Genomic DNA, 22,167 nt, shown 5'->3' with positions numbered 1-22,167 from the left:
GAATAATTAATCAAGCTGAATGAAATTGAGGGCAAAATGTTTTTTTTTGCCCTCAAAAGGTTTCATTTGTCGTCTACAAAGAGTACCTTTAGCTACTGTATGTTTAATAAGAAGTAGTTTGGTATGCAAAAGCAAGATTTTTACCAGTCATTAGTTAAACAAACTGAATCGCTAATCACTGGTGAATCAAATATCATTGCCAACATGGCAAATATTAGTGCGCTGTTATTTACCTCACTAGAGGACGTAAATTGGGCGGGCTTTTATTTGATGGATTCACCTGAAGAATTAGTGCTAGGGCCGTTTCAAGGTAATCCTGCATGTATCCGTATTCCAGTAGGTAAAGGGGTATGTGGAACTGCCGCGCAAACACAACAAACACAACTCATTGAAGACGTGCATGCATTTGCTGGCCATATTGCCTGTGACGCTGCATCTAACTCAGAAGTAGTTGTGCCGATTTTCAAAGACGGTAAAGTATTTGCTGTACTTGATATCGATAGCCCAAGCATTGCGCGATTCGATGCTGATGATCAAGCTGGTTTAGAAGCATTGGTAAAGTGCTTTGAGGCAAATCTAAAATGAAAGATCTGCTAAATGTGCAAGATTACCTCTTTGCAATTGCTGATGTTGGTGATTGGGAAGGGGAAGAAGAAGTTGTTGCTGAAAGGCTCAACGACCTGATTCACATGGCTTGGGATCGTCTACCGGATGACCTTGACTGTGAATCAATTGATGAAATTATAAATGGTATTTGGGAACACCTTCGTGGTGATTTAGCGCTTATTGAAGCGGACTTCGAAGAGTTGACCGACTGGGTAACACACTATGTCGATTCATCACTTGATGAAAAGATGTAATAAAAGGTTCTAAGATGGAAACCACAAACAAGCTAAAAGATATTAATGAAGTACTGGATTTCTTATATCAAGAATTTCCACAATGTTTTAAACAAAAAGACGGTATTCAGCCGCTTAAAGTCGGTATCTTTAAAGATATTGCTGAGCGCATTGAAGGTTCTGAGAAGGTAAGTAAAACTCAGGTACGTCAAGCATTAAGAAAGTACACCTCAAACTGGCGCTATTTAGAAGCTGTGACAAAGTCTGAGTTCCGTATCGATCTTGATGGTAATCAAGACGAAAAAGTTGAACAAGAGCACATTGAGCACGCACAAAAAGCGTTAGAAGAAAGCCGCGCTAAAATGGCGAAGCGTAAGAAGCCGCAACGTCCACGTAAAGACGGTGACACAAAATCTTACAAAAAGAATACTGGCCACCACGCTAAATCAGGCGAAAAAGGCGCTAAAGTAAGTAATAAGCCAGCTAAAGCTGCTCCTGCAAAACGTTCAGGAAAAGTTGAACCTTTACCTGCCTCTGAGGTCAAGGTTAATAGCAAAGTTAAAGTTAAACTTGGCCAAGCACTTGTAAACGCAGTTATTACTGAAGTGAATAAAGATGAAGTTCACGTTGAGTTAGTAACAGGGATGCAAGTTAAGACCAAAGCAGACAGCCTGTATATCATTTAATAGCTGTAAAAAATAAAGGAGTTGTGTATGAGTAAAAAGTTTACGCTCATTCCGTTAGTCGCTGCCCTGTTTTCAGGTTCATTATTGGCATCTTCAGACAATTTGACTGAAAAAGATCTGCCAGTACTCAAGCAAGAAAGCCAACATAGTACGGCAAGCAAACGGGTGACAAACTTATTTACTCGTGCACATTACAAACCAATTAAATTTAACGATCAATTATCTGAAAAGGTTTTTGATCGATACATTGAATCTCTCGACTACAACAAAAATGTATTTTTAGCGTCTGATATTGCTTCTTTTGAGCAGTATAAAGATCAGTTTGATAATGCATTGTCGACAGGTAAATTGGGATTTGCCTTTGATATTTTTAACTTAAGCTTAAAACGTCGTTTTGAACGTTATGATTATTCTTTATCGCTGCTTGAAAACGAAATGAAGTTCGATAAAGAAGATGAGTATCTGTTCGACCGTGAAGACGCCAATTGGGCAACAAGCCAAGCTGAGCTTGATGAACTTTGGCGTCAACGAGTCAAGTACGATGCTTTACGATTAAAAATGACGGGTAAAGACTGGCAAGGCATTAAAGAAGTCTTGACCAAACGATACCACAATGCGCAAAAACGCTTAGTGCAAACTAATAGTGAAGATGCTTTTCAAATCGTGATGAATTCATTCGCACGAAGCATTGAAGCGCATACCTCTTATTTATCACCTCGCCGTGCTGAGCAATTTAAGATGGACATGGATCTTGAATTAGAAGGCATTGGTGCTGTGCTTAGCTATGATGAAGACTATACAGTAATTCGTAGCTTAGTACCTGGTGGCCCGGCTGATAAGTCAGAACAAATTAAAGCAGATGACCGTATTATTGGTGTTGCCCAAGAAGGTGAAGAGTTTGTTGATGTGATTGGCTGGCGTTTAGATGACGTAGTTGATCTGATCAAAGGCCCAAAAGGGACAAAAGTTCGCCTGCAATACCTAAAAGGTGCAGATGCTCACGGTACACCTAAAGTAGTTGAAATCACTCGTGATAAGATCCGCTTAGAAGACCGCGCTGCAAAATCTGAAGTATTTGAAGCAAAATACTCTGACTTAACCAGCAAAATTGGTGTTATTGAAATTCCTGGTTTCTACAACAATTTATCGCAAGACGTTAAAATTGAAATTGCGAAATTAAAAGAAGCCAAAGTAGACGGTATTATCATTGATTTACGTCAAAATGGTGGGGGCTCTCTCTACGAAGCAACTCAGCTTTCTGGTTTATTCATAGACCAAGGTCCAGTAGTGCAAATTCACACGTTAAATAATCGTATTGAAGAGCAAAAAGACCGTGACGGCGTCACTTTTTATGATGGCCCACTCACTGTTTTAGTTGATCGTTACAGTGCATCAGCCTCAGAGATTTTTGCTGCAGCAATGCAAGATTATGGCCGTGCAATTGTGATTGGTGAACAAACATTTGGTAAGGGTACAGTACAGCAGCATAAACCCCTTGGCCGCGCCTATGACTTATACGATCACCCATTAGGTAGCGTGCAATATACAATCGCTAAGTTCTACCGTATCAATGGCGGAAGCACGCAGCACAAAGGAGTGATCCCAGATGTGTCATTCCCATCAGCAATTGAACCATCGGAGTGGGGCGAGAGCCAACAAGATAATGCCTTACCTTGGGATAGTATCATTCGTGCTAAATATAATTCAGTCGATAACTTGAAACCAGCTATTGCTTACGTTAATAAGCTTCATGATTCGCGAATTGCAGATGAGCCGGAGTTTGGTTATGTGTTTGATGACATTAAGCGCTACCAAGAAGAGAAAGACCGTAAAACTATCTCACTGGTTGAAGCGACGCGTTTAAAAGAGAAAGATGAAAGTGAAGAGCGTGCTTTAGAGCGTGCTAATGAACGATTAGTTCGCCTTGGTGAAAAGCCAGTAGAAAAGCTTGATGATTTACCTGATAGCCTTGATGAACTAGACCCTTTCTTAGAAGAGGCTGCATTAATCACGCAGGATTTTATTAAATATGGTCGTATTGCTAAGAAATAATTGGCAATTAAATAGCAATATTGATTAATAAAAAGGCGCTTAGGCGCCTTTTTTGCTACCTAAAACAGGTCAGGTTGTTATAATTGCAGGATATGGCTGCCCAAAAGCCACTGAAGTTTTGCGTCAAGCTTACAATAATAATTAAACACGCCACATAAGACGTGTAGGAGACTATCTTTTGAATTCAATTGAAGAGAAGCCAATTAAACAGGCCAGTTTTTTAGATGCCTTGATCCCAATTACTGTACTCGTGTGCCTGCTAGGCGCTGCTGTTTATTTATTCGGTGATAATTCATCATCAGGTCCTAACCAAATCGCTCTATTATTCGCTACTTTTACTGCAGCATTAATTGGTTTAAAAAATGGTTATACCTGGAAAAAACTAGAACAAGCCATGATTGAAGGGATCACCTTATCACTCGGTGCAATTATCATTCTGCTAATGGTGGGTGCCTTAATTGGTACTTGGTTGTTATCGGGTACTGTACCAACTCTAATTTACTATGGGCTACAAATAATCAATCCTAGCTGGTTTTATGCGGCTAGCTGCTTAATTTGTGGCATTGTAGCTATGAGTATAGGCAGTTCTTGGACCACAGCGGCGACCATTGGTGTGGCGTTATTAGGTGTTGCAACAGGCCTTGGCCTTGAACAAGTTGTAACGGCGGGTGCGGTTATTTCTGGTGCCTACTTTGGTGATAAATTAAGCCCACTTTCTGAAACAACTAACTTAGCACCTGCTGTAGCTGGTGCTGATTTATTTGAACATATCCATCATATGCTTTGGACAACAGTGCCAAGCTTCATCATTGCCTTAATCATTTTTATCTTTATGGGCTTTAATGCTGGAGGCTCAACAGAAGCAGGGCGTATTGATGAAATCGTTAATTTATTAGAGCAAAACTTTAATATCGGTTTTGAAATGCTAGTACCACTGGTTGTGTTATTGCTTTTAGCAATTCGTAAAATGCCGGCGTTCCCTGCAATATCGATTGGTGCGGTGTTAGGTGCGATTTGGGCTATGTTATTTCAGTCAGATTTAATTAACAGCCAAATTGATGCATCACAAGGCCATCTGATTGGCTATTTTAAGTTAGTTTGGACAACTTTCTTTGATGGTTTCAGTATTGACACTGGCGACGAAAAAATGGACTCATTATTAAGCGGTGGAGGTATGGCTGGCATGCTGACAACCACTTGGCTAATTATGACGGCCTTAATGTTTGGCGCAATCATGGAAAAAACCGGATTACTTGATATGTTCGTCAAGAGCATCTTAAAAATTGCTAAAAGCACTGGCTCTCTTATTACTGCAACTATTGCAACCTGTATTGGTACTAATGCAGTTGCAGCTGACCAATACATCGCAATTGTTGTTCCTGGTCGTATGTTTAAAGACGAATATGAAAAGCGAGGCTTAAAGCCGGTGAATCTCTCTCGTACGTTAGAAGATGGTGGCACAATTACTAGCCCTCTTATTCCTTGGAACACCTGTGGTGCCTATATGCAAAGTGTTTTACTAATCAATCCATTTGATTATGCCATGTACGCATTCTTTAATTTAATTAATCCATTATTAGCGATTGTTTATGCCTATTTGGGTATTAAAATTTTACGTATTACCCCAAAACACCTTAAACAACAAGCTAACGCTGAATAAACTATTTAGGCCCTGCTAAGCAGGGCCATTTGGAGTCAGTTATGTCTGCTACGAGTAAACCTCAAGCTCAATATTTAAAAGATTACCAAGCCCCACAATTCTCAATTCAACACATCGATTTACATTTTGAACTAGCGCCGTTAAAAACATCAGTACAGTCAACAATGACAATCAATCGTACTGACGAAAGTAATGCTGATCTTTCTCTAGATGGTGTTGATTTAACACTAATTTCTGTGATGGTTGATGACAAAGCTTATAATGATTACACGCTCGAAGATGAAAAGCTGATCATTCATAATTTGCCTAAAAATTTTATACTTAAAATTGAGAACCAAATTGACCCGCAAACAAACACCTCATTAGAAGGATTGTACCTGTCAGGCGGTGCTTACTGTACGCAATGTGAAGCTGAAGGTTTTAGAAAGATTACCTATTACCTCGACCGACCAGATGTACTTGCCAGCTTTGATGTGACAATTATTGCCGACAAAAAGTACACTCATTTACTGTCTAATGGTAACCAAATTGAATCAGGTAACTTAGATGACGGACGTCACTTTGTAAAATGGCAAGACCCATTTAAAAAGCCAAGTTATTTATTTGCACTTGTTGCTGGTGATTTTGATGTGCTACGTGACCATTATACAACCCAGTCTGGTAGAAAAGTTGAATTAGCCTTGTTTGTGGATAAAGGCAACTTATCGAAAACGCCCCACGCGATGACGTCTTTAAAGAAGTCAATGCAATGGGACGAAGAGCGCTTTAACCTTGAATATGATTTAGACATTTACATGATTGTTGCCGTTGATTTCTTCAACATGGGTGCAATGGAAAATAAAGGTCTCAATATCTTTAATTCAAAATGTGTTTTAGCAAATCAAGAAACGGCCACCGACAAAGATTATCATACGATTGAGTCTATAGTTGGCCACGAGTACTTCCATAACTGGACAGGTAATCGAGTCACTTGCCGAGACTGGTTCCAATTATCGTTGAAAGAAGGGTTAACGGTTTTCCGTGATCAAGAGTTTAGTAGTGACTTAGGCTCCCGTGCACTTAATCGTATTGATGCAGTTAAAGTTATGCGAACTCACCAATTCAGTGAAGATGCAGGGCCTATGGCGCACCCAATTCGACCTGAGAAAGTCATTGAAATGAATAATTTTTATACTGTGACTGTGTATGACAAAGGAGCTGAAGTTATCCGTATGATGCACACCTTACTGGGAGAAGAGAAGTTCCAGCTAGGTATGGCATTGTATTTCGAGCGCCATGACGGGCAAGCTGTTACCTGTGATGATTTTGTGGCTGCAATGAGTGATGCATCCGGTATTGATTTAACGCAATTTAAGCGATGGTACAGCCAAGCGGGTACACCAAAGCTCAATGTAGAACAAGTGTATAATGAACAAAATCAGACTTTTACATTGAGTATTGAACAATTCGCACCTGATAATCAGCCTCATAATGCCTTATTACACATACCGTTTGCTATTGAGCTTTTAGATAGTGAAGGGCAGTCGCTACCTCTTGTGATTGATAATCAGCCACAAGATTCGGTATTAAATGTTACTGAAAAAACGCAGAAATTTGTTTTTGAAGATATTACACAGCGCCCAGTAGCAGTGCTACTTGAAGATTTCTCAGCGCCATGCATTGTTAATCAAAATACGTCTGCAGCTGATCTGTTACATATTATGCGTTTTGCTCGCAGTGACTTTTCACGTTGGGATGCTCAGCAGCGTTTATTTACGAATGAAATGAAAGCGGCGATTGCCAGTGGTGAAGCTTGTTTATCTGATGATATCTTGTCGGCATTAAAGCTACTAGTTGATAATCGTGAAGGTGACCTCGCACTAATTGCGGAGCTGTTAAAACTGCCTAGCTACGATACTCTTGCTGCAGAATATGCCGTCATCCCTGTTGATGACATTATTGCTGTGCAAAATGCATTTGAATCGCAAATTGCCAACTTCCTAACAGAGTCATTGGTTAATTGTTATAACGCCCTTGATGACGATGGATCAACATCCGCTACAGCCGTTGCCGTACGTGCTCTTAAGCAACTTTGTTTATACTATTTAGCGAAAACAAATCATAGCGAAGTTAGCAGCTTGATTAGAGAATCTGCAAACAGTAGCAATATGACCAACGCCCTTGCTGCATTAAGTGCTGTGGTTAAAGCAAACCATCCACTGTGTGACACACTGCTAAATGAGTTTGATGCTAAATGGCGTCATGATGTGCTTGTTATGGATAAATGGTTTTCCTTACAAGCAATGAAAGATTCAGCAACGAGTATCAACGATATTAAAGCACTCTATGATCATCCTAGTTTTGACTTTGGTAACCCTAACCGAGTGCGTGCATTAGTTGGAAGCTTTAGTCATTTTAATATCACTCAGTTCCATCGTGCAGATGGAAAAGGGTATCAATTACTAGGTGATTTACTGGTTAAGCTTAATGATATTAACCCGCAAAATGCATCGCGCATGCTGACACCGTTTATGTCATGGAAACGCTATGATGAAAATCGTTCAGCGGCAATGAAAGCACAATTGCAACGCTTAGCTGATTTAGATGGTCTCAGTGATGATTTGTTTGAAAAAGTTGAGAAAGCTCTCGAAAGTTAATGAATGAGTATTACTTTGCCTTGTATCTGAGTTATTCAGAATGTCTTGATTACTATCATGGTAAATATAAATCTGTGCAAGTCACAGAGGATGGTGGCAAGACTGTTCGCTTTGATGCAAACCATTTACGCCCTTTTATTTCATCCTTAGGGATAAGAGGGCGCTTTAGGTTGACATTAACCGCTGAAAATCAGTTTTTAAAACTAGAGAAAATTAGTTAAAAAGCAGCTTTGGCTGCTTTTATTTTGTACTTTTTAATCACTAAAAAGTTAATTTTCACTGTCTACTATTCTCTAAATTTATTATATTTTTGTTAATTCGATTTGTTCTATTGTTAATTTACGTGTATAAAATATCTGGTATGACGTCTTACCAATGCGTAAACGTCACATTTTTAAATAAATATTAACCGATTGAACGCGTTCTATATTGTAATTTTACTGTTTCGCTTCTATCGTTAGAAAGATACTAAAAACAACAATTTGATCACAAAACAACCCGTTACAGGGGGATGAACACAATGATAAAACGATCGCTTTTTGTTAAAAACAAAATAGCTTTGGGACTCGCGGCGGCTACACTCGGACTCTCAAGCACATCTTTGCACGCGGCAAACTTTGAATTAGGTGACTTTGACATACGTTTTGACTCTAATTTCTCTTATGGCCAAAGTATTCGTGTTGAAGACCGAGATTTCAAACATATAGGTAAAAGTAATAACCCTTCATTCGATTGGACGGGTTATCATTCTGCTTTAAATCCAATCTATTCTTCTGCTGATGTATGGAACCAACCAGGTGCATATTCAAATAATGGTGATGCAGGTAATCTTAATTTTGATAGTGGTGATTCATTTTCAAAATTATTAAAAGGTAACCACGAGCTATCAATCAGCAAAGATAACTTTGGTTTCTTCACTCGCTTTATGTACTTCTACGACTTTGCGTTGATGGATGGTGATTACGCATATAGCAATCCAACTTCAGGCAATAAAGTTGATCCATGTGATGATGACGACACAAAAGAACAAGTGTGTGCTGATTTACGTTTACTCGATGCCTATGTATGGGCAAACTTTGATTTAAATGAAGGTCGTAACCCACTGTCTATTCGTTTAGGCCAACAAGTTGTTAACTGGGGTGAGAGTACTTTGATTTCGCATGGTATCAACGTAAACCCAGTTGATATCGATCGATTAAAAGCCCCTGGTGCAGAATTAAAAGAAGCGTTCATACCTGTAGGTATGCTTTGGGCATCTCTCGGTATTACAGATAATTTAACGCTAGAAGGTTTCTACCAGTATGAATGGCATGAAACACGTCTTCCTGCGGCAGGTACATATTTCTCGACTAACGATTTCGCGTCTGAAAATGGTTATCAGCAAAATATACAACTGGGCTTCACCTCTAACCCAGATATTGATTTAGCATTCTTAACAGAAAGCTTAAATAATTTAGATGACATTGTTCGCTCGCAAGGTGTTGATCCTACATCAGCACAAGGTCAAGCAATGATGGCACAAATGTACCTAGCTTACCCGACCAAAGTGGCATTAAAAGGCAAAGGTTCTGCAGGTAAAAACGAACCTGATGACGGTGGTCAATATGGCTTACGCCTAGGTATGTACTTACCTGAATTAAACGACACTGAAGTGGCGTTATACCACATTAACTATCATAGCCGTCGCCCGGTAATTTCTGGTCAGGTATCTAACTTCACTGATGCGGCAATAGCTGCCGATATCGGTATGTTACTAACGACAGAAATCACAGAAGATAATGTAACAGGCTTACAAGCATTCACTAAAGGCCAATTAGAATACCCTGAAGATATTAAGCTGTACGGTCTTAGCTTCAATACATCAGTCGGTGAAACAGCGCTTGCTGGTGAATTTGCATTCCGTCAAGACGAACCACTACAAATTGATGACGTAGAGTTACTTTACGCGGGTATGCCTGAGCAATTAGCGGTTGCAGGTATTCGTCCTGACTTTGCTGGTATTTCACAAATGAGTTTAGGCGATGCTACGAGTGTTGTAGGTCCAGGTGAAGTTGCACAAGGCTTTATTCTTCGTAACACGGCACAATTACAATTTACTGCAACGCATTTATTTGGTCCTTCGCTAGGTGCTGATAGCTGGGCGGTAGTTGGTGAAATTGGTGGTGTACGTATTAATGATATGCCAGATTACGATGAGCTTCGTTTAAACGTTGCCGGTACTGGTCGAAGCGGTATCATGCAAGGCCCATTAAGCGATGATTATTCAACGCTACACTTAGGTCTTTCAAACGGTCCTGAAACGAATCCATTCCCAACGGCTTCTGCATGGGGTTATCGCCTAATTGCCAAAGGTGATTATTATAACTTCTTTAGCGGTGTTAACTTCTCGCCACGTTTTGTGTTCTCGCACGACGTAAATGGTATTACACCTGATCCAATGTTCTTATTTGTTGAAGACCGTAAATCGCTCGGTGTTACCATGAACTTCAACTATCAAAATGCGTGGTCATTCGACTTTAGCTACAACTCGTTCTGGGGTGGTGGCGCAACGAATACTTTCTCTGACCGCGATTATGTTTCTTTCAATATTAAATATTCAATCTAAGGGTAAATTATGATTATTAGAAAACCTACCCTCATCGCAGCAGCATTTTGTGGCGTTTTCGCAAGCTCAAGTGTACTTGCAAAAATTACCGCTGATGAAGCGGCTCGTTTAGGTAATGATTTAACGCCTATTGGCGCAGAAAAAGCAGCAAACAAAGATGGCTCTATTCCGGCTTGGACTGGTGGTATAACAAAACCACCTGCTAGTTATAAGCCTGGTATGCATCATCCTGACCCGTTTGCTGATGATAAAATCTTATTTACGATTGATAAATCGAACGTTGACCAGTACAAAGATTACTTGAGCCCAGGTCAAGTTGAATTATTCAACACGTATCCTGATACGTTCAAGATGAATATTTACCCAACTCGTCGTAGTGCGTCTTATCCTCAGTTTGTATACGATGCAACTAAAAAATATGCAACGACAGCTGAGTTAGTAGAAGGTGGTAACGGTATTAAAAATACCGCTGTAGGTGTTCCGTTCCCAATTCCTAAAGATGGTTTAGAAGCTATTTGGAACCACTTACTACGTTTCCGTGGTTTATCAATTGCGCGCTCTGGTGGTCAAGCAGCACCGACAGCGTCAGGTTCATACAACTATGTAGGTTTTGATGAGCAACTATTAGTTGAATACTCATCACCTGAAGCAACGCCAGAGAAACTACAAGAATCTAATATCTTGTTTAAGTTTAAGCAAAAAGTAACTGAGCCTGCTCGTCTTGCAGGTACTGCGTTACTAGTTCATGAAACCATGGACCAAATATTAACGCCACGCCAAGCATGGACATACAATTCAGGTCAGCGTCGTGTTCGTCGTGCACCTAATGTTGCCTATGATGCACCGGGAACAGCAGCTGACAGCTTACGTACGACTGATGATTTTGATATGTTCAACGGTTCTCCGAATCGTTACAACTGGACATTAAAAGGTAAGCAAGAGCTTTATATTCCTTATAACAGCTACAAGCTTCACAGCGACAAACTAAGCTACGATGATATTTTACAAGCAGGTCATATCAATCCTGAGCATGTTCGTTATGAAAAACACCGTGTTTGGGTTGTTGAAGCGAACCTGAAAGAGGGTACTCGTCATATTTATAAGAAACGTGTTTTCTATATTGATGAAGATAGCTGGCAAGTACATGTAACGGATATCTATGATAACCGCGATCAAATGTATCGTGTAGCGATGGCTCATGGCCTTAACTACTATGAAGTACCGACTCATTGGAGTACGTTAGAAGTTTATCATGACCTTAACTCTCGTCGTTATTTAGCAATTGGTTTAGATAATCAAGAAAAAATGTATGATTTCTCACAATCATTCAACGATAACGAGTTTACTTCAAGCGCATTACGCCGCGAAGGTCGTTAATAAAATTAAGGCACCTGACTCCAGGTGCCTTTTGCAATTCGCGTAAGTCATCAGTACACGCAATAGGTTTCCCAGTGACTTTTTTGACTTCTCTTTTTTATCTTTTCGAAGGCGATTTATCTTTATGAAGTATTTGCTTTATGCCTGTCTTGCTTATAGTGCTTCATGTTTTGCTCAAGACATGCCTATGCCGCAACAAGCTATTAGCGCTGTTAACGCAAACAAAACTCTACTCACCGACATTGAACTAGCTGGCTCAAATCTTGTTGCTGTTGGCAAACATGGTGTGGTTATTACAAGTACAGATGCTAAAACTTGGCAACAAGCGAGTGTACCGACCCAAGTACTACTCACTGCAGTTGATTTTTATAATAGCGATTTAGGCTGGGCCTGTGGTCATGATGCAACCATCATTAATACACAGGATGCAGGAAAAACCTGGCAATTACAGCAGTCTCTACCAAACATGGATAAGCCATGTTTAGATATTTTATTTACTACTGCTGAGCATGGTTATGCAGTAGGTGCTTACGGCATGTTTTTTGAAACTAATGATGGTGGCCAAACTTGGCAGAAACGTTTTTTAGATAGTCTATTATTTGAGGAAGACCGTGAATACCTCAATGATTTAAAAGACAGTGATCCAGAAGGGTATGAAATTGAAACCGCTTCAATACTCCCACATTTTAATCGTATTGTTAAAACCGATAATAGCTTATTCCTAGCTGGTGAAATGGGGTTAATGGCACAAAGTTTCGACAATGGACAAACATGGCAGCGTCTTGAAGAGATCTATATGGGCTCTTTCTTTACGTTTGCGTCAACTGCAGATCAAGGTGGAGAAGACCTAGTTGCAGGCCTTAGAGGCAACATTTTTACTCGCCAAGCTGGCAGTGAACAGTGGCAGCAAATACCACACGACAATTATGCAACCGTTAATAGCGCGATTAACTACAACAACCAGTGGCTATTATTTGCTAACAGTGGGGTGATTTTCCATATTAAGAATGACCAACTTACAGAAGAACAAATGGCCGATGGTAAATCGTTACTTGATGGTGTTGTGTTTCAAGACAAACTAATTATGGCTTCAGAAAATGGCATTAAAGTGAAGGAGTTGAATCCGTAATGCGTGGTTTTTTAGATATTTTAGAAAGAGCGGTGTTTCGTCATCGCTTATTCGCAATTATTTCCTTTGCTTTGATCACCTGTTTTTTATTATTCAAAGCAACACAAATTCAATTAGACGCATCGTTTAATAAAAATATTCCGCTCAATCATGACTATATGAAGGTTTACACCAAACACGAAAAACAATTTGGTGGTGCAAACAGTATTTTGATTTCAGTCTGTGATGCAGACGGTGATATTTTTAATGAAGAATTTTTTACCCAACTTAAAGCAGTTCATGACCAGCTTTATTTTATTCCCGGTGTGAATCGTCCATTAGTAAATTCAATCTTTGCACCGAGTGCGCGTTTTGTTGAAGTGGTTGAAGATGGTTTTGCTGGCGGTCCAATTATTCCGGCAAACTTTACCGCTGACAAACGTGGTCTTGCGGTTGTAAAAGAAAATATCGAAAAAGCAAAAGTGGTTGGCCGCATGATTGCCAGTGACTACTCTTGCGCGATGGTGACAGCCCAATTACTCGAAACTGACCCGCAAACACAAGAAAAACTAGACACTTTAGCGTTTGCTGAAAAGTTAGAAACGCAAGTCCGTGATCCACTCAGTACTGATAAAGTCAGTATCCATATCATTGGTTTTGCAAAAATGGCAGGTGATGTAGCTGAGGGGGCTAAAGGCGTACTGTTATTTTTTGCTATTGCGATTGCTTTCACATTCGTGATGGTTTGGTTATTTTGTCAAAGCTTAAAGCTGACGATTTTACCGATTGCGTGTTCAATCATTGCGGTTGTCTGGCAGTTAGGTTTGTTATCGACCTTAGGCTTTGGTTTAGATCCTATGTCAATTCTAGTGCCGTTTTTAGTGTTTGCGATTGGCGTAAGCCATGGTGTGCAAATGATTAATGACATCGGTAAAAAAGTGTCAACAGGTAGTTCAACTCGGGTTTGCTGTCAGGCAAGCTTCAGGGCACTTCTGATCCCAGGTGGTATCGCACTGTTATCTGACACAATTGGTTTCTTAACTTTACTAACCATTGATATTGGTATTATTCGCGAACTTGCCATCACAGCGAGTTTAGGTGTGGCGGTAATTATTTTCACTAACCTGATTCTATTACCTGTATGGGCATCTTATATGCGCTTTGAAGGCACTGTGCATATTCAAGCGGGTACTCACACAGATAAACCAAATTTCTTAGATAAGTTACGCGAACTATTAGTAAAAGCTACTGATCGTAAAACAGCTGGTTTTATTATCGTCTTTACGGCTGTGTTATTTGCAGTGGGTTACTGGCAAGCTGACAAAATGCGTATTGGTGACTTACATGCTGGTGCGCCATCTTTGCACCAAGATGCCCGCTATAACCAAGACACCTTTTTGATTTCTGATAAATACACCATTTCATCAGATATCCTAAAAGTGATTGTAGAAGCGTATCCTGCTGCGTGTACTGAGCATGATGTTATGGAACGTATTAGCCGCTTCCAATGGCAAATGGAGAACGTTTCAGGGGTGCAATCAGCAGTGAGTTTAAGCTCTGTTGCACAGTCAGTGAATGCCGGCTTTAACGAAGGTAATTTAAAATGGCAGAGTCTGCCGCGCAATACCGCCAGTTTAGTGCAAGCAACATCGCGCGTCGAAACAAGCTCAGGTTTACTCGATGGTAACTGCTCTGTAATGCCAGTGATTATTTTCTTAAATGACCACAAAGCAGAAACTATTGACCATGTAGTAGCAAAGGTTAAAGAGTTTGCTGCCGCTGAAGGTACGGATAAATTGAAGTTTAAGCTCGCGTCAGGGCCAGTAGGTGTAATGGCTGCAACGAACGAATCGGTATCGGCTGCACAGTTACCTATGATGCTTTACGTTTACGGCGCCGTAATCCTGCTATGCTTAATTAGCTTTAGAAGTGTTAAGGCTACGGTTGCAGTCGTATTACCTCTGTACATCGTATCAACCTTAGCGCAAGCGTTGATGGTACAACTTGAAATAGGTTTAACAGTGTCGACATTACCAGTTATCGCTTTAGGTGTTGGTATTGGTGTCGATTACGGGATTTACATACTTTCATCAATGATGGGGCAGCTAAAACAAGGTGTGGCACTGGAAGTAGCTTATCGTAATGCATTAGTAGAGCGTGGTAGTGCAGTGCTGTTCACAGGTATTACCTTAGCCATTGGTGTTAGCACATGGATTTTCTCTGATCTGAAGTTCCAAGTGGATATGGGTATTCTTCTGACCTTCATGTTTTTGGTTAACATGTTGGGTGCAGTACTACTTTTACCTGCAATTGGTAGCTTCCTCTGGACTGACCAGAAAAAATAATGTGAATAATTGTGCTCCAATATGGCCAGTAATGGCCATTTATATCTATATTTTGTGAATAGATGACCAAATAGCTGAAAAGCTTAAAATGATTTCATCGAAAAGGCTGTTTATTAGCTGTAAAAGAGTTAGAATTTACCTGACTCCACGCTAATAAATGGCTGTACAAATATTCTACTAATCGATAAGTAGTATAGATTAAGGAACATACAATGACACGAAATGAAGGGCAAGCCTCGGTTATCTTAGATAATGTCTGTAAGCTGATCCAGAAAAAAGTTCACGCTGATAATGTGTTACTCGTTGAGAAATTCGCCAAAGCCTTGTACAGCAATATGTCTAAAGAGGATTTGGCTCATCGCAACGATAGTGACTTATATGGCGCTGCACTAAGCCTATGGAACTCGCTAGAAAAAAATAATTCTGATGACGCGGTTGTCCGTGTTTTCAATCCTGAAGTAGCAAAAGATGGCTGGCAGTCATCGCACACTATTGTTGAAATCATCGCGAAAGACATGCCTTTCCTAGTTGATTCTGTGCGCATGGCCATGACCCGCGCAAACATCGCTTCTCACTTATTACTTCACTCTCCGCTGAAAATCCAACGTGATAAAAACGCTAAAATCACCGGTATTTCAAGCTTAAAAGCTGAGCAAGAATCAACGTCGACAAAAACTGTGTTCTTTATCGAGATTGATCGTCAAACAGATGCAAAAGTCATTGAGTCTTTCAAAAAAGAACTTGAGAGTGTGTTAGTTGACGTATCTATTGCTGTAGAAGATTGGCAGCCAATTCGTGAAAAACTTATTGCGGTAACGAAAGACTTACCAAAACGCCATCATAATAATAACGAAAGCGAAGTTGCAGAAACGGTAGAATTTTTAGACTGGTTAGCAAAGGATAACTTTACGTTAATGGGTTACCGTGAGTATGAACTTTCGCCAGTGCAAGGTGATTACCAGTTAAAAGGTAAAAAGGGCACTAGCCTTGGTCTAATGAAAAACACAGACGAAGAGCATAGCCGTTTACTTTCAGAATTACCTGAAGTAGCTCGCCAAGAAGCACGTAGCAGCAATTTATTAATTTTAACGAAAACAAATTCAGTATCTCGTGTGCATCGCCCTGCGTATATCGACTATGTGGGTATTAAGCGTTTTGATGATGCGGGCAATGTAATTGGTGAAGACCGTTTCCTTGGTTTATTCTCATCAAGCTTTTATAACAACAGCGCCGCTGATGTACCTGTACTGAAAAGTAAGATTAACCGCATTATGGAAATGTGTGACTTTGCAAAAGGCACTCATGCATACAAAGCGGTATTAAATATTTTAGAAACGTATCCACGTGATGAACTTGTTCAAGCACGTGAAGCTGATCTACTTGAAGTTGCCATGGGCGTATTACAAGTACAAGAGCGTGATATGTGCCGTATTTTTGTGCGTAAAGACGCATATGGCCGTTTCTTCTCTTGCATGGTATATGTACCGCGTGAGCGCTATAACACGGCTCTTCGTCGTGAAACGCAACGTATCTTAGCCAATGCATTTAATTCTGACGAAAAAGTCGAATTTACTACTTTCTTCTCTGAGTCAACATTAGCCCGTACACATTACACGGTGCGTGTGACTGACAATAATATTGAATATAACGTGAAAGACATCGAAAACAACCTAATTGAAGCTGCCCGTACTTGGGAAGATAGACTCCAATCTGCACTACTTGAAAGTGCAGGTGAAGCACGCGGCAAAGAACTAAACCGTAAATATGCACAAGCGTTTGCAAGTGCGTATAAAGATCAGGTTTTACCAAGTGCTGCGGTTGTTGATATTGAAAAACTAGAACTTCTTACTGACGAAAACAAACTAGAAATGTTGTTTTACCGTCCACAAGAAGAAGCAAATACCAACGTTGTTCGTTTAAGCTTATTCCATAAAGATGAGCCAATCCACTTATCTGACGTAATGCCAATGTTAGAAAATTTTGGTTTACGCGTAGTGGGTGAAACACCTTACTCAGTTAAAACGACTGACGGTAAAGTTAATTGGATCATGGATTTCACCATGCTAATTGACAATAAGGGCATTGCTGATTTTGATAAAGTATCAGCACGTTTCCGTGCCGCACTGACTAATGTTTGGAATAACCGATTAGAAAACGATGGTTTCAACCGTTTAGTATTAATGGGTGGCTTAACAGGTCGTGAAGCGTCTATTCTTCGTGCATACGCTAAATACATGCGTCAGATTGGTGTAACTTTCTCGCAAACATACATCGAAAGCACGTTTGCCAATTACCCACATATCGCTTCGCAAATCGTTAACTTATTCACTAAAAAGTTCTCTGTTAAGAACCCAGGTAGTGAGAAGGCTCTTGAGAAGCTAGTTGCACAAGTAAATCTTGAACTAGAAAACGTAGCAAACCTAGATGATGACCGTATCATCCGTTTATACGTTGATATGATCAATGCAACCCTAAGAACGAACTTCTTCCAAAAAGAAGCGGATGGCCAATTTAAGTCTTACGTATCATTCAAGGTGCAACCTTCTATGATCCCAGAAATGCCATTACCACTTCCTGCGTTCGAGATCTTCGTATACTCGCCGCGCGTTGAAGGTGTGCATTTACGTGGTGGTAAAGTTGCTCGTGGTGGTTTACGTTGGTCAGACCGTCGTGAAGATTTCCGTACTGAAGTACTGGGTCTTGTTAAAGCGCAACAAGTTAAAAACACGGTTATCGTACCAGTTGGTTCTAAAGGCGGTTTCGTATGTAAACAGCTACCAACAGAGCGTGAAGCATTCTTCAAAGAAGGCCAAGAGTGTTACAAGATTTTCATCCGTGGTTTATTAGATATCACAGATAACATTGAACGTGGTGAAATTGTGCCACCAGTTGATGTTGTTCGTCATGATGAAGATGACCCGTATTTAGTTGTTGCTGCCGATAAGGGTACTGCGACTTTCTCTGATATCGCTAACGGCATCGCAAATGAATATAACTTCTGGCTAGGTGATGCATTTGCATCAGGTGGCTCAGTAGGTTACGACCACAAGAAAATGGGTATCACGGCAAAAGGTGCGTGGGAATCTGTTAAACGTCATTTCCGTGAAATGGATATTGACTGTCAAACAACTGATTTCACTGTTGTGGCAATCGGCGACATGGCGGGTGACGTATTTGGTAATGGTATGTTGCTTTCTAAGCACATTCGCTTACAAGTAGCGTTTAACCACATGCACATCTTTGTTGATCCAAACCCAGATGCAGCGACATCTTACCCAGAGCGTGAACGTTTATTTAATCTACCGCGTTCTTCTTGGGAAGATTACAACAAAGACCTTATTTCACAAGGTGGTGGTGTATTCTCTCGTGCGGCTAAATCAATTAGCTTAAGCCCAGAAATGAAGAAAATGCTTGGCACTAAGAAAGCGAGCATGACACCTAATGAGTTAATCAAAGCAGCACTAATGATGGAGTTTGATTTACTTTGGAATGGTGGTATCGGTACTTACATCAAGCACTCTAAAGAGACTGATGCTGATGTTGGTGACCGCGCGAATGATGCACTTCGTATTAATGGTTCTGAGCTTGGTGCGAAGATCTTAGGCGAGGGCGGTAACTTAGGTGCAACACAATTAGGTCGAATCGAATTTGCTGCTAAAGGCGGTCGTGTTAACACTGACTTCATTGATAACGTGGGTGGTGTAGCATGTTCAGATAACGAAGTTAATATTAAGATTTTACTTAATGGTCTAGTTGCAGAAGGTGACTTAACGCGTAAACAACGTGATGAGCTACTTTATTCAATGACTGATGAAGTATCTGAGTTAGTATTAAAAGATTGTTATCGTCAAACGCATACCTTATCGATTACTCAATCAAAAGGTACGTCGACGCTAAAAGAAAAAGTACGTTTCATCCACGCACTTGAAAAAGATGGCAAGTTAAACCGTGCAATCGAGTTTATTCCAACAGATGAAGAACTTGCAGAGCGCGCAGCAGCGGGTAAAGATTTAACTCGTCCAGAGCTATCTGTATTAGTTTCTTATGCGAAGATGGTACTTAAAGAGTCTCTAGTGGTTGATGAAATCACTGAAAACCCATACTACCGTCAATTATTAGTTAAGTCGTTCCCAGTGCCACTTCGTGAGAAGTTCAACGATGCAATGGATAACCACCCACTTCGTAAAGAAATTATCGCAACTAAACTTGCGAATAATATCGTTAACGATATGGGCCTTAACTTTATGGTTCGTATGCAAGAAGAAACAGGTGCGAATGAAGCTGAAATCGCACTTTGCTACTCAATTGCAAAAGAAGTGTTCCAGATGCCAGAAACGTGGTCATCAATTGTTGCGCTTGATAATAAGATCCCAGCAGCTGTGCAAACAGAAATGCTATATCAGTTACGTCGTACGGTTCGTCGTGCAACACGTTGGTTCTTACGTCATCGCAATAAAGCACAAACGATTGAGCAAGCAATTGAATTCTTCGCACCAACATTTGCTGATTTAAGTGAAAACCTAAACAGCTATATGGTTGAAAAAGAGAGCGAGCGTCTAGTTAAAGCAGCTGACAAGTTAATTGACAGCAATGTGCCAAAAGCACTAGCGACACGCATAGTTTCACTATCAAGCTTATTCTCTGTAATGGACTTAGCTGAAATTGCAAATAATTCAGAGCGTAGTATTGATATGGTTTCTAATACGTACTTCAAGTTGGGTGCACGTATGGGCCTTCATTGGTTCCTTGACCAAATCACTAACCAACCGGTTGCGAACCACTGGCAAGCACTTGCTCGTGCGTCATACCGTGAAGAGCTGGATTGGCAACAACGTACATTATCAGCTGTGGTACTTAATAGCTTTGCAGCAGATAGCAAAGACATTGATGCACAAATTGATGAGTGGATGGATAATCAAGATCTACTATTACAACGTTGGAAGCAGATGTTATCTGAGTTCAAAACATCGCAAAGCCACGATTTTGCGAAGTTCTCAGTGGCACTTCGTGAACTAATGTTGCTAAGCCACAACTGTGACACTTCCAAATAAGTGAAAAGTCGTTAAAATACATACCCCAGCTCGCTGGGGTATTTTTTTGCCCTTAATTTGCAATGGTCCGTTTTAAACGGCTACCTTGTTTATTTTACCTGAGGAACAAACCATGTTTTATGATCTAGCTCGCCGTTTTATGTTTACCCGTGATGCGGAGTGGGCTCATGAATTTGCACTTAATAATTTACGACGATTTGCTCATACGCCATTGAGTGCTGCGTGGTCTCAATCTGTCCCTAATAAACCTGTAAATTTTTTAGGGTTAGAGTTTAAAAATCCGGTAGGTTTAGCAGCAGGCTTAGATAAAAATGCAGAGTGTATTGATGCATTTTCGCAAATGGGCTTTGGTTTTGTTGAAGTAGGCACTGTTACCCCACGTCCTCAAGCTGGTAACGATAAACCACGTATTTTTCGTCTACCTGAATCAAATGCGATTATTAATCGCATGGGTTTTAACAACAAGGGTGTTGATAACCTAGTTAACAATGTTAAAGCGGCGAAATATGACGGAATTTTAGGTATCAATATTGGTAAAAATAAAGATACACCAAACGAGCAGGGTAAAGATGATTACATCCACTGTATGCGTAAAGTGTTCGAACATGCATCATACATTACGGTAAATATCTCTTCACCGAATACCCCTGGTCTACGCGACTTGCAATACGGTGAAGCGCTGGATGATTTACTACAAAGCTTAAAGAACGAACAACTTGATTTAGTTGCAAAGCATAACAAACAAGTACCTATGCTGGTTAAGATCGCCCCAGATCTTGATGAAGTACAAATTGCTCAAGTAAGTGAATCATTGATCAACAATAAGATCGATGGCGTTATTGCCACGAACACCACTCTTGAGCGCGCTTTGGTGCAAGGCCAACAATACGCAAATGAAGCGGGTGGTTTATCTGGGCAACCAGTTCGTCAGCGCTCAACCCACGTGGTTAGCGAGCTTAAGCGCTTAACCGAAGGTAAACTACCGATTATCGGTGTGGGTGGTATCGACGATGCCGAGTCGGCAAAAGAAAAATTTGCAGCAGGTGCAGACCTAGTTCAAGTTTACACTGGTTTTATTTATAAAGGACCAGAATTGGTAAAAACGATCCTAAATGGCTTATAAGGATCAGTTATCTAAGCAATTGATCATTAATAAAATGTTCTAAGAAATCATTTTATTAATGGTCTGCTTTAGTTATAATTTATGATTAAGCGCACAGTATTTATTCTTTAGGGAGGAGACATGTTACAAGCATCTAAGCAATGGAAATGGCTTGCTTGTGCAAAAAACAATCGCCTTTTGGTTGATCTTGACCAAGATATGCAACTGTGCACGCCTTATAAACTTCGCCAACTTACCGATGCTGTGCTAAAAGAACCAAATTTTAGCCTTGAAGATGCTGCTTTTTATCAGCAAGTTTATCAATACCTCGAAACTTTCTCATTATGGAATCCTGCAGAGCTTTGCCAAATTGCTCTTAATGCCACAGCGGTAAAATTTCATTTAAAGCCAGTACTTGCAAAAAGTTGGTTTTTTCATGAGTATCACGGCAGCCAACCAAGTGTTGAAGCTGTAGTGAAGTTGTGCTCACAAGCACAAGAGGGTGAGTTTTTAATTGTCGACCATTCAAGTGAAGCCTCAGTGTGTATTAACTTAAGTCAACATTTTCAATTAGACGAAAATCTATCACTTGAGCAGTTTGAAGCCATTAAGGTTTTAAATAACCGTATCCATCCTGTTTATATTCAACAAAAACAGTTTAAATCTGCCTAATATCCCTGCAAATGTTGGCGTTTTTGTTCGCCAA

General features: G+C 40.2%; 14 protein-coding genes. All 14 read left to right on the top strand.

The window, feature by feature from the left end:
• The first annotated feature begins 123 nt into the window (after positions 1 to 123).
• The gene (locus QUE86_RS00365) at positions 124 to 585 is read left to right on the top strand and encodes a GAF domain-containing protein (RefSeq protein ID WP_167657592.1); all 462 of its coding nucleotides are present in this window, start codon (positions 124 to 126) and stop codon (positions 583 to 585) included.
• Positions 582 to 860, top strand: a complete 279-nt coding sequence (locus tag QUE86_RS00360) for a hypothetical protein (RefSeq protein ID WP_063705577.1) — start codon at positions 582 to 584, stop codon at positions 858 to 860. The genes QUE86_RS00365 and QUE86_RS00360 overlap by 4 nt, the downstream gene beginning before the upstream one ends.
• 14 nt (positions 861 to 874) lie before the next feature.
• Positions 875 to 1,525: an RNA chaperone ProQ gene (proQ, locus tag QUE86_RS00355; RefSeq protein WP_130051392.1), complete on the top strand. Its 651-nt coding sequence runs from the start codon at positions 875 to 877 to the stop codon at positions 1,523 to 1,525.
• Positions 1,526 to 1,552: 27 nt separating this feature from the next.
• A complete protein-coding gene (gene prc, locus QUE86_RS00350) occupies positions 1,553 to 3,577 on the top strand; it encodes a carboxy terminal-processing peptidase (protein ID WP_130051393.1) in 2,025 nt (674 codons plus the stop codon).
• Between the two features lie 178 nt (positions 3,578 to 3,755).
• Positions 3,756 to 5,237, top strand: a complete 1,482-nt coding sequence (nhaC, locus tag QUE86_RS00345; protein WP_130051394.1) for a Na+/H+ antiporter NhaC — start codon at positions 3,756 to 3,758, stop codon at positions 5,235 to 5,237.
• Between the two features lie 41 nt (positions 5,238 to 5,278).
• Positions 5,279 to 7,873 (top strand): aminopeptidase N, encoded by a 2,595-nt coding sequence (gene pepN / locus QUE86_RS00340; protein ID WP_286258551.1) that lies wholly within the window; start codon positions 5,279 to 5,281, stop codon positions 7,871 to 7,873.
• A complete protein-coding gene (locus QUE86_RS00335; RefSeq protein ID WP_167657594.1) occupies positions 7,873 to 8,094 on the top strand; it encodes a DUF2835 domain-containing protein in 222 nt (73 codons plus the stop codon). The genes pepN and QUE86_RS00335 overlap by 1 nt, the downstream gene beginning before the upstream one ends.
• A 299-nt stretch (positions 8,095 to 8,393) precedes the next feature.
• Entirely contained in the window at positions 8,394 to 10,478 is a 2,085-nt protein-coding gene (locus tag QUE86_RS00330) for a DUF1302 domain-containing protein (protein WP_130051397.1), read from the top strand.
• 12 nt (positions 10,479 to 10,490) lie between these two features.
• Positions 10,491 to 11,855, top strand: a complete 1,365-nt coding sequence (locus QUE86_RS00325; RefSeq protein ID WP_130052285.1) for a DUF1329 domain-containing protein — start codon at positions 10,491 to 10,493, stop codon at positions 11,853 to 11,855.
• A 124-nt stretch (positions 11,856 to 11,979) separates the two neighbouring features.
• Positions 11,980 to 12,984 (top strand): WD40/YVTN/BNR-like repeat-containing protein, encoded by a 1,005-nt coding sequence (locus QUE86_RS00320; RefSeq protein WP_130051398.1) that lies wholly within the window; start codon positions 11,980 to 11,982, stop codon positions 12,982 to 12,984.
• Positions 12,984 to 15,308 carry an efflux RND transporter permease subunit gene (locus tag QUE86_RS00315; RefSeq protein ID WP_130051399.1) on the top strand — a complete coding sequence of 775 codons (2,325 nt, stop codon included), beginning with the start codon at positions 12,984 to 12,986 and terminating at the stop codon, positions 15,306 to 15,308. Before QUE86_RS00320 ends, QUE86_RS00315 begins: the two co-directional genes overlap by 1 nt.
• A 212-nt stretch (positions 15,309 to 15,520) precedes the next feature.
• A complete protein-coding gene (locus tag QUE86_RS00310) occupies positions 15,521 to 20,359 on the top strand; it encodes an NAD-glutamate dehydrogenase (protein WP_130051400.1) in 4,839 nt (1,612 codons plus the stop codon).
• A gap of 112 nt (positions 20,360 to 20,471) precedes the next feature.
• Entirely contained in the window at positions 20,472 to 21,482 is a 1,011-nt protein-coding gene (gene pyrD / locus QUE86_RS00305; protein ID WP_167657595.1) for a quinone-dependent dihydroorotate dehydrogenase, read from the top strand.
• 120 nt (positions 21,483 to 21,602) lie between these two features.
• Positions 21,603 to 22,133: a cell division protein ZapC domain-containing protein gene (locus QUE86_RS00300; RefSeq protein ID WP_130051402.1), complete on the top strand. Its 531-nt coding sequence runs from the start codon at positions 21,603 to 21,605 to the stop codon at positions 22,131 to 22,133.
• Positions 22,134 to 22,167: the final 34 nt, after the last annotated feature.

Origin of the sequence: Pseudoalteromonas apostichopi (assembly GCF_030297135.1) — a bacterium.
Classification (GTDB): domain Bacteria; phylum Pseudomonadota; class Gammaproteobacteria; order Enterobacterales; family Alteromonadaceae; genus Pseudoalteromonas; species Pseudoalteromonas apostichopi.
This window is presented reverse-complemented; position numbering and strand designations above follow the sequence as displayed.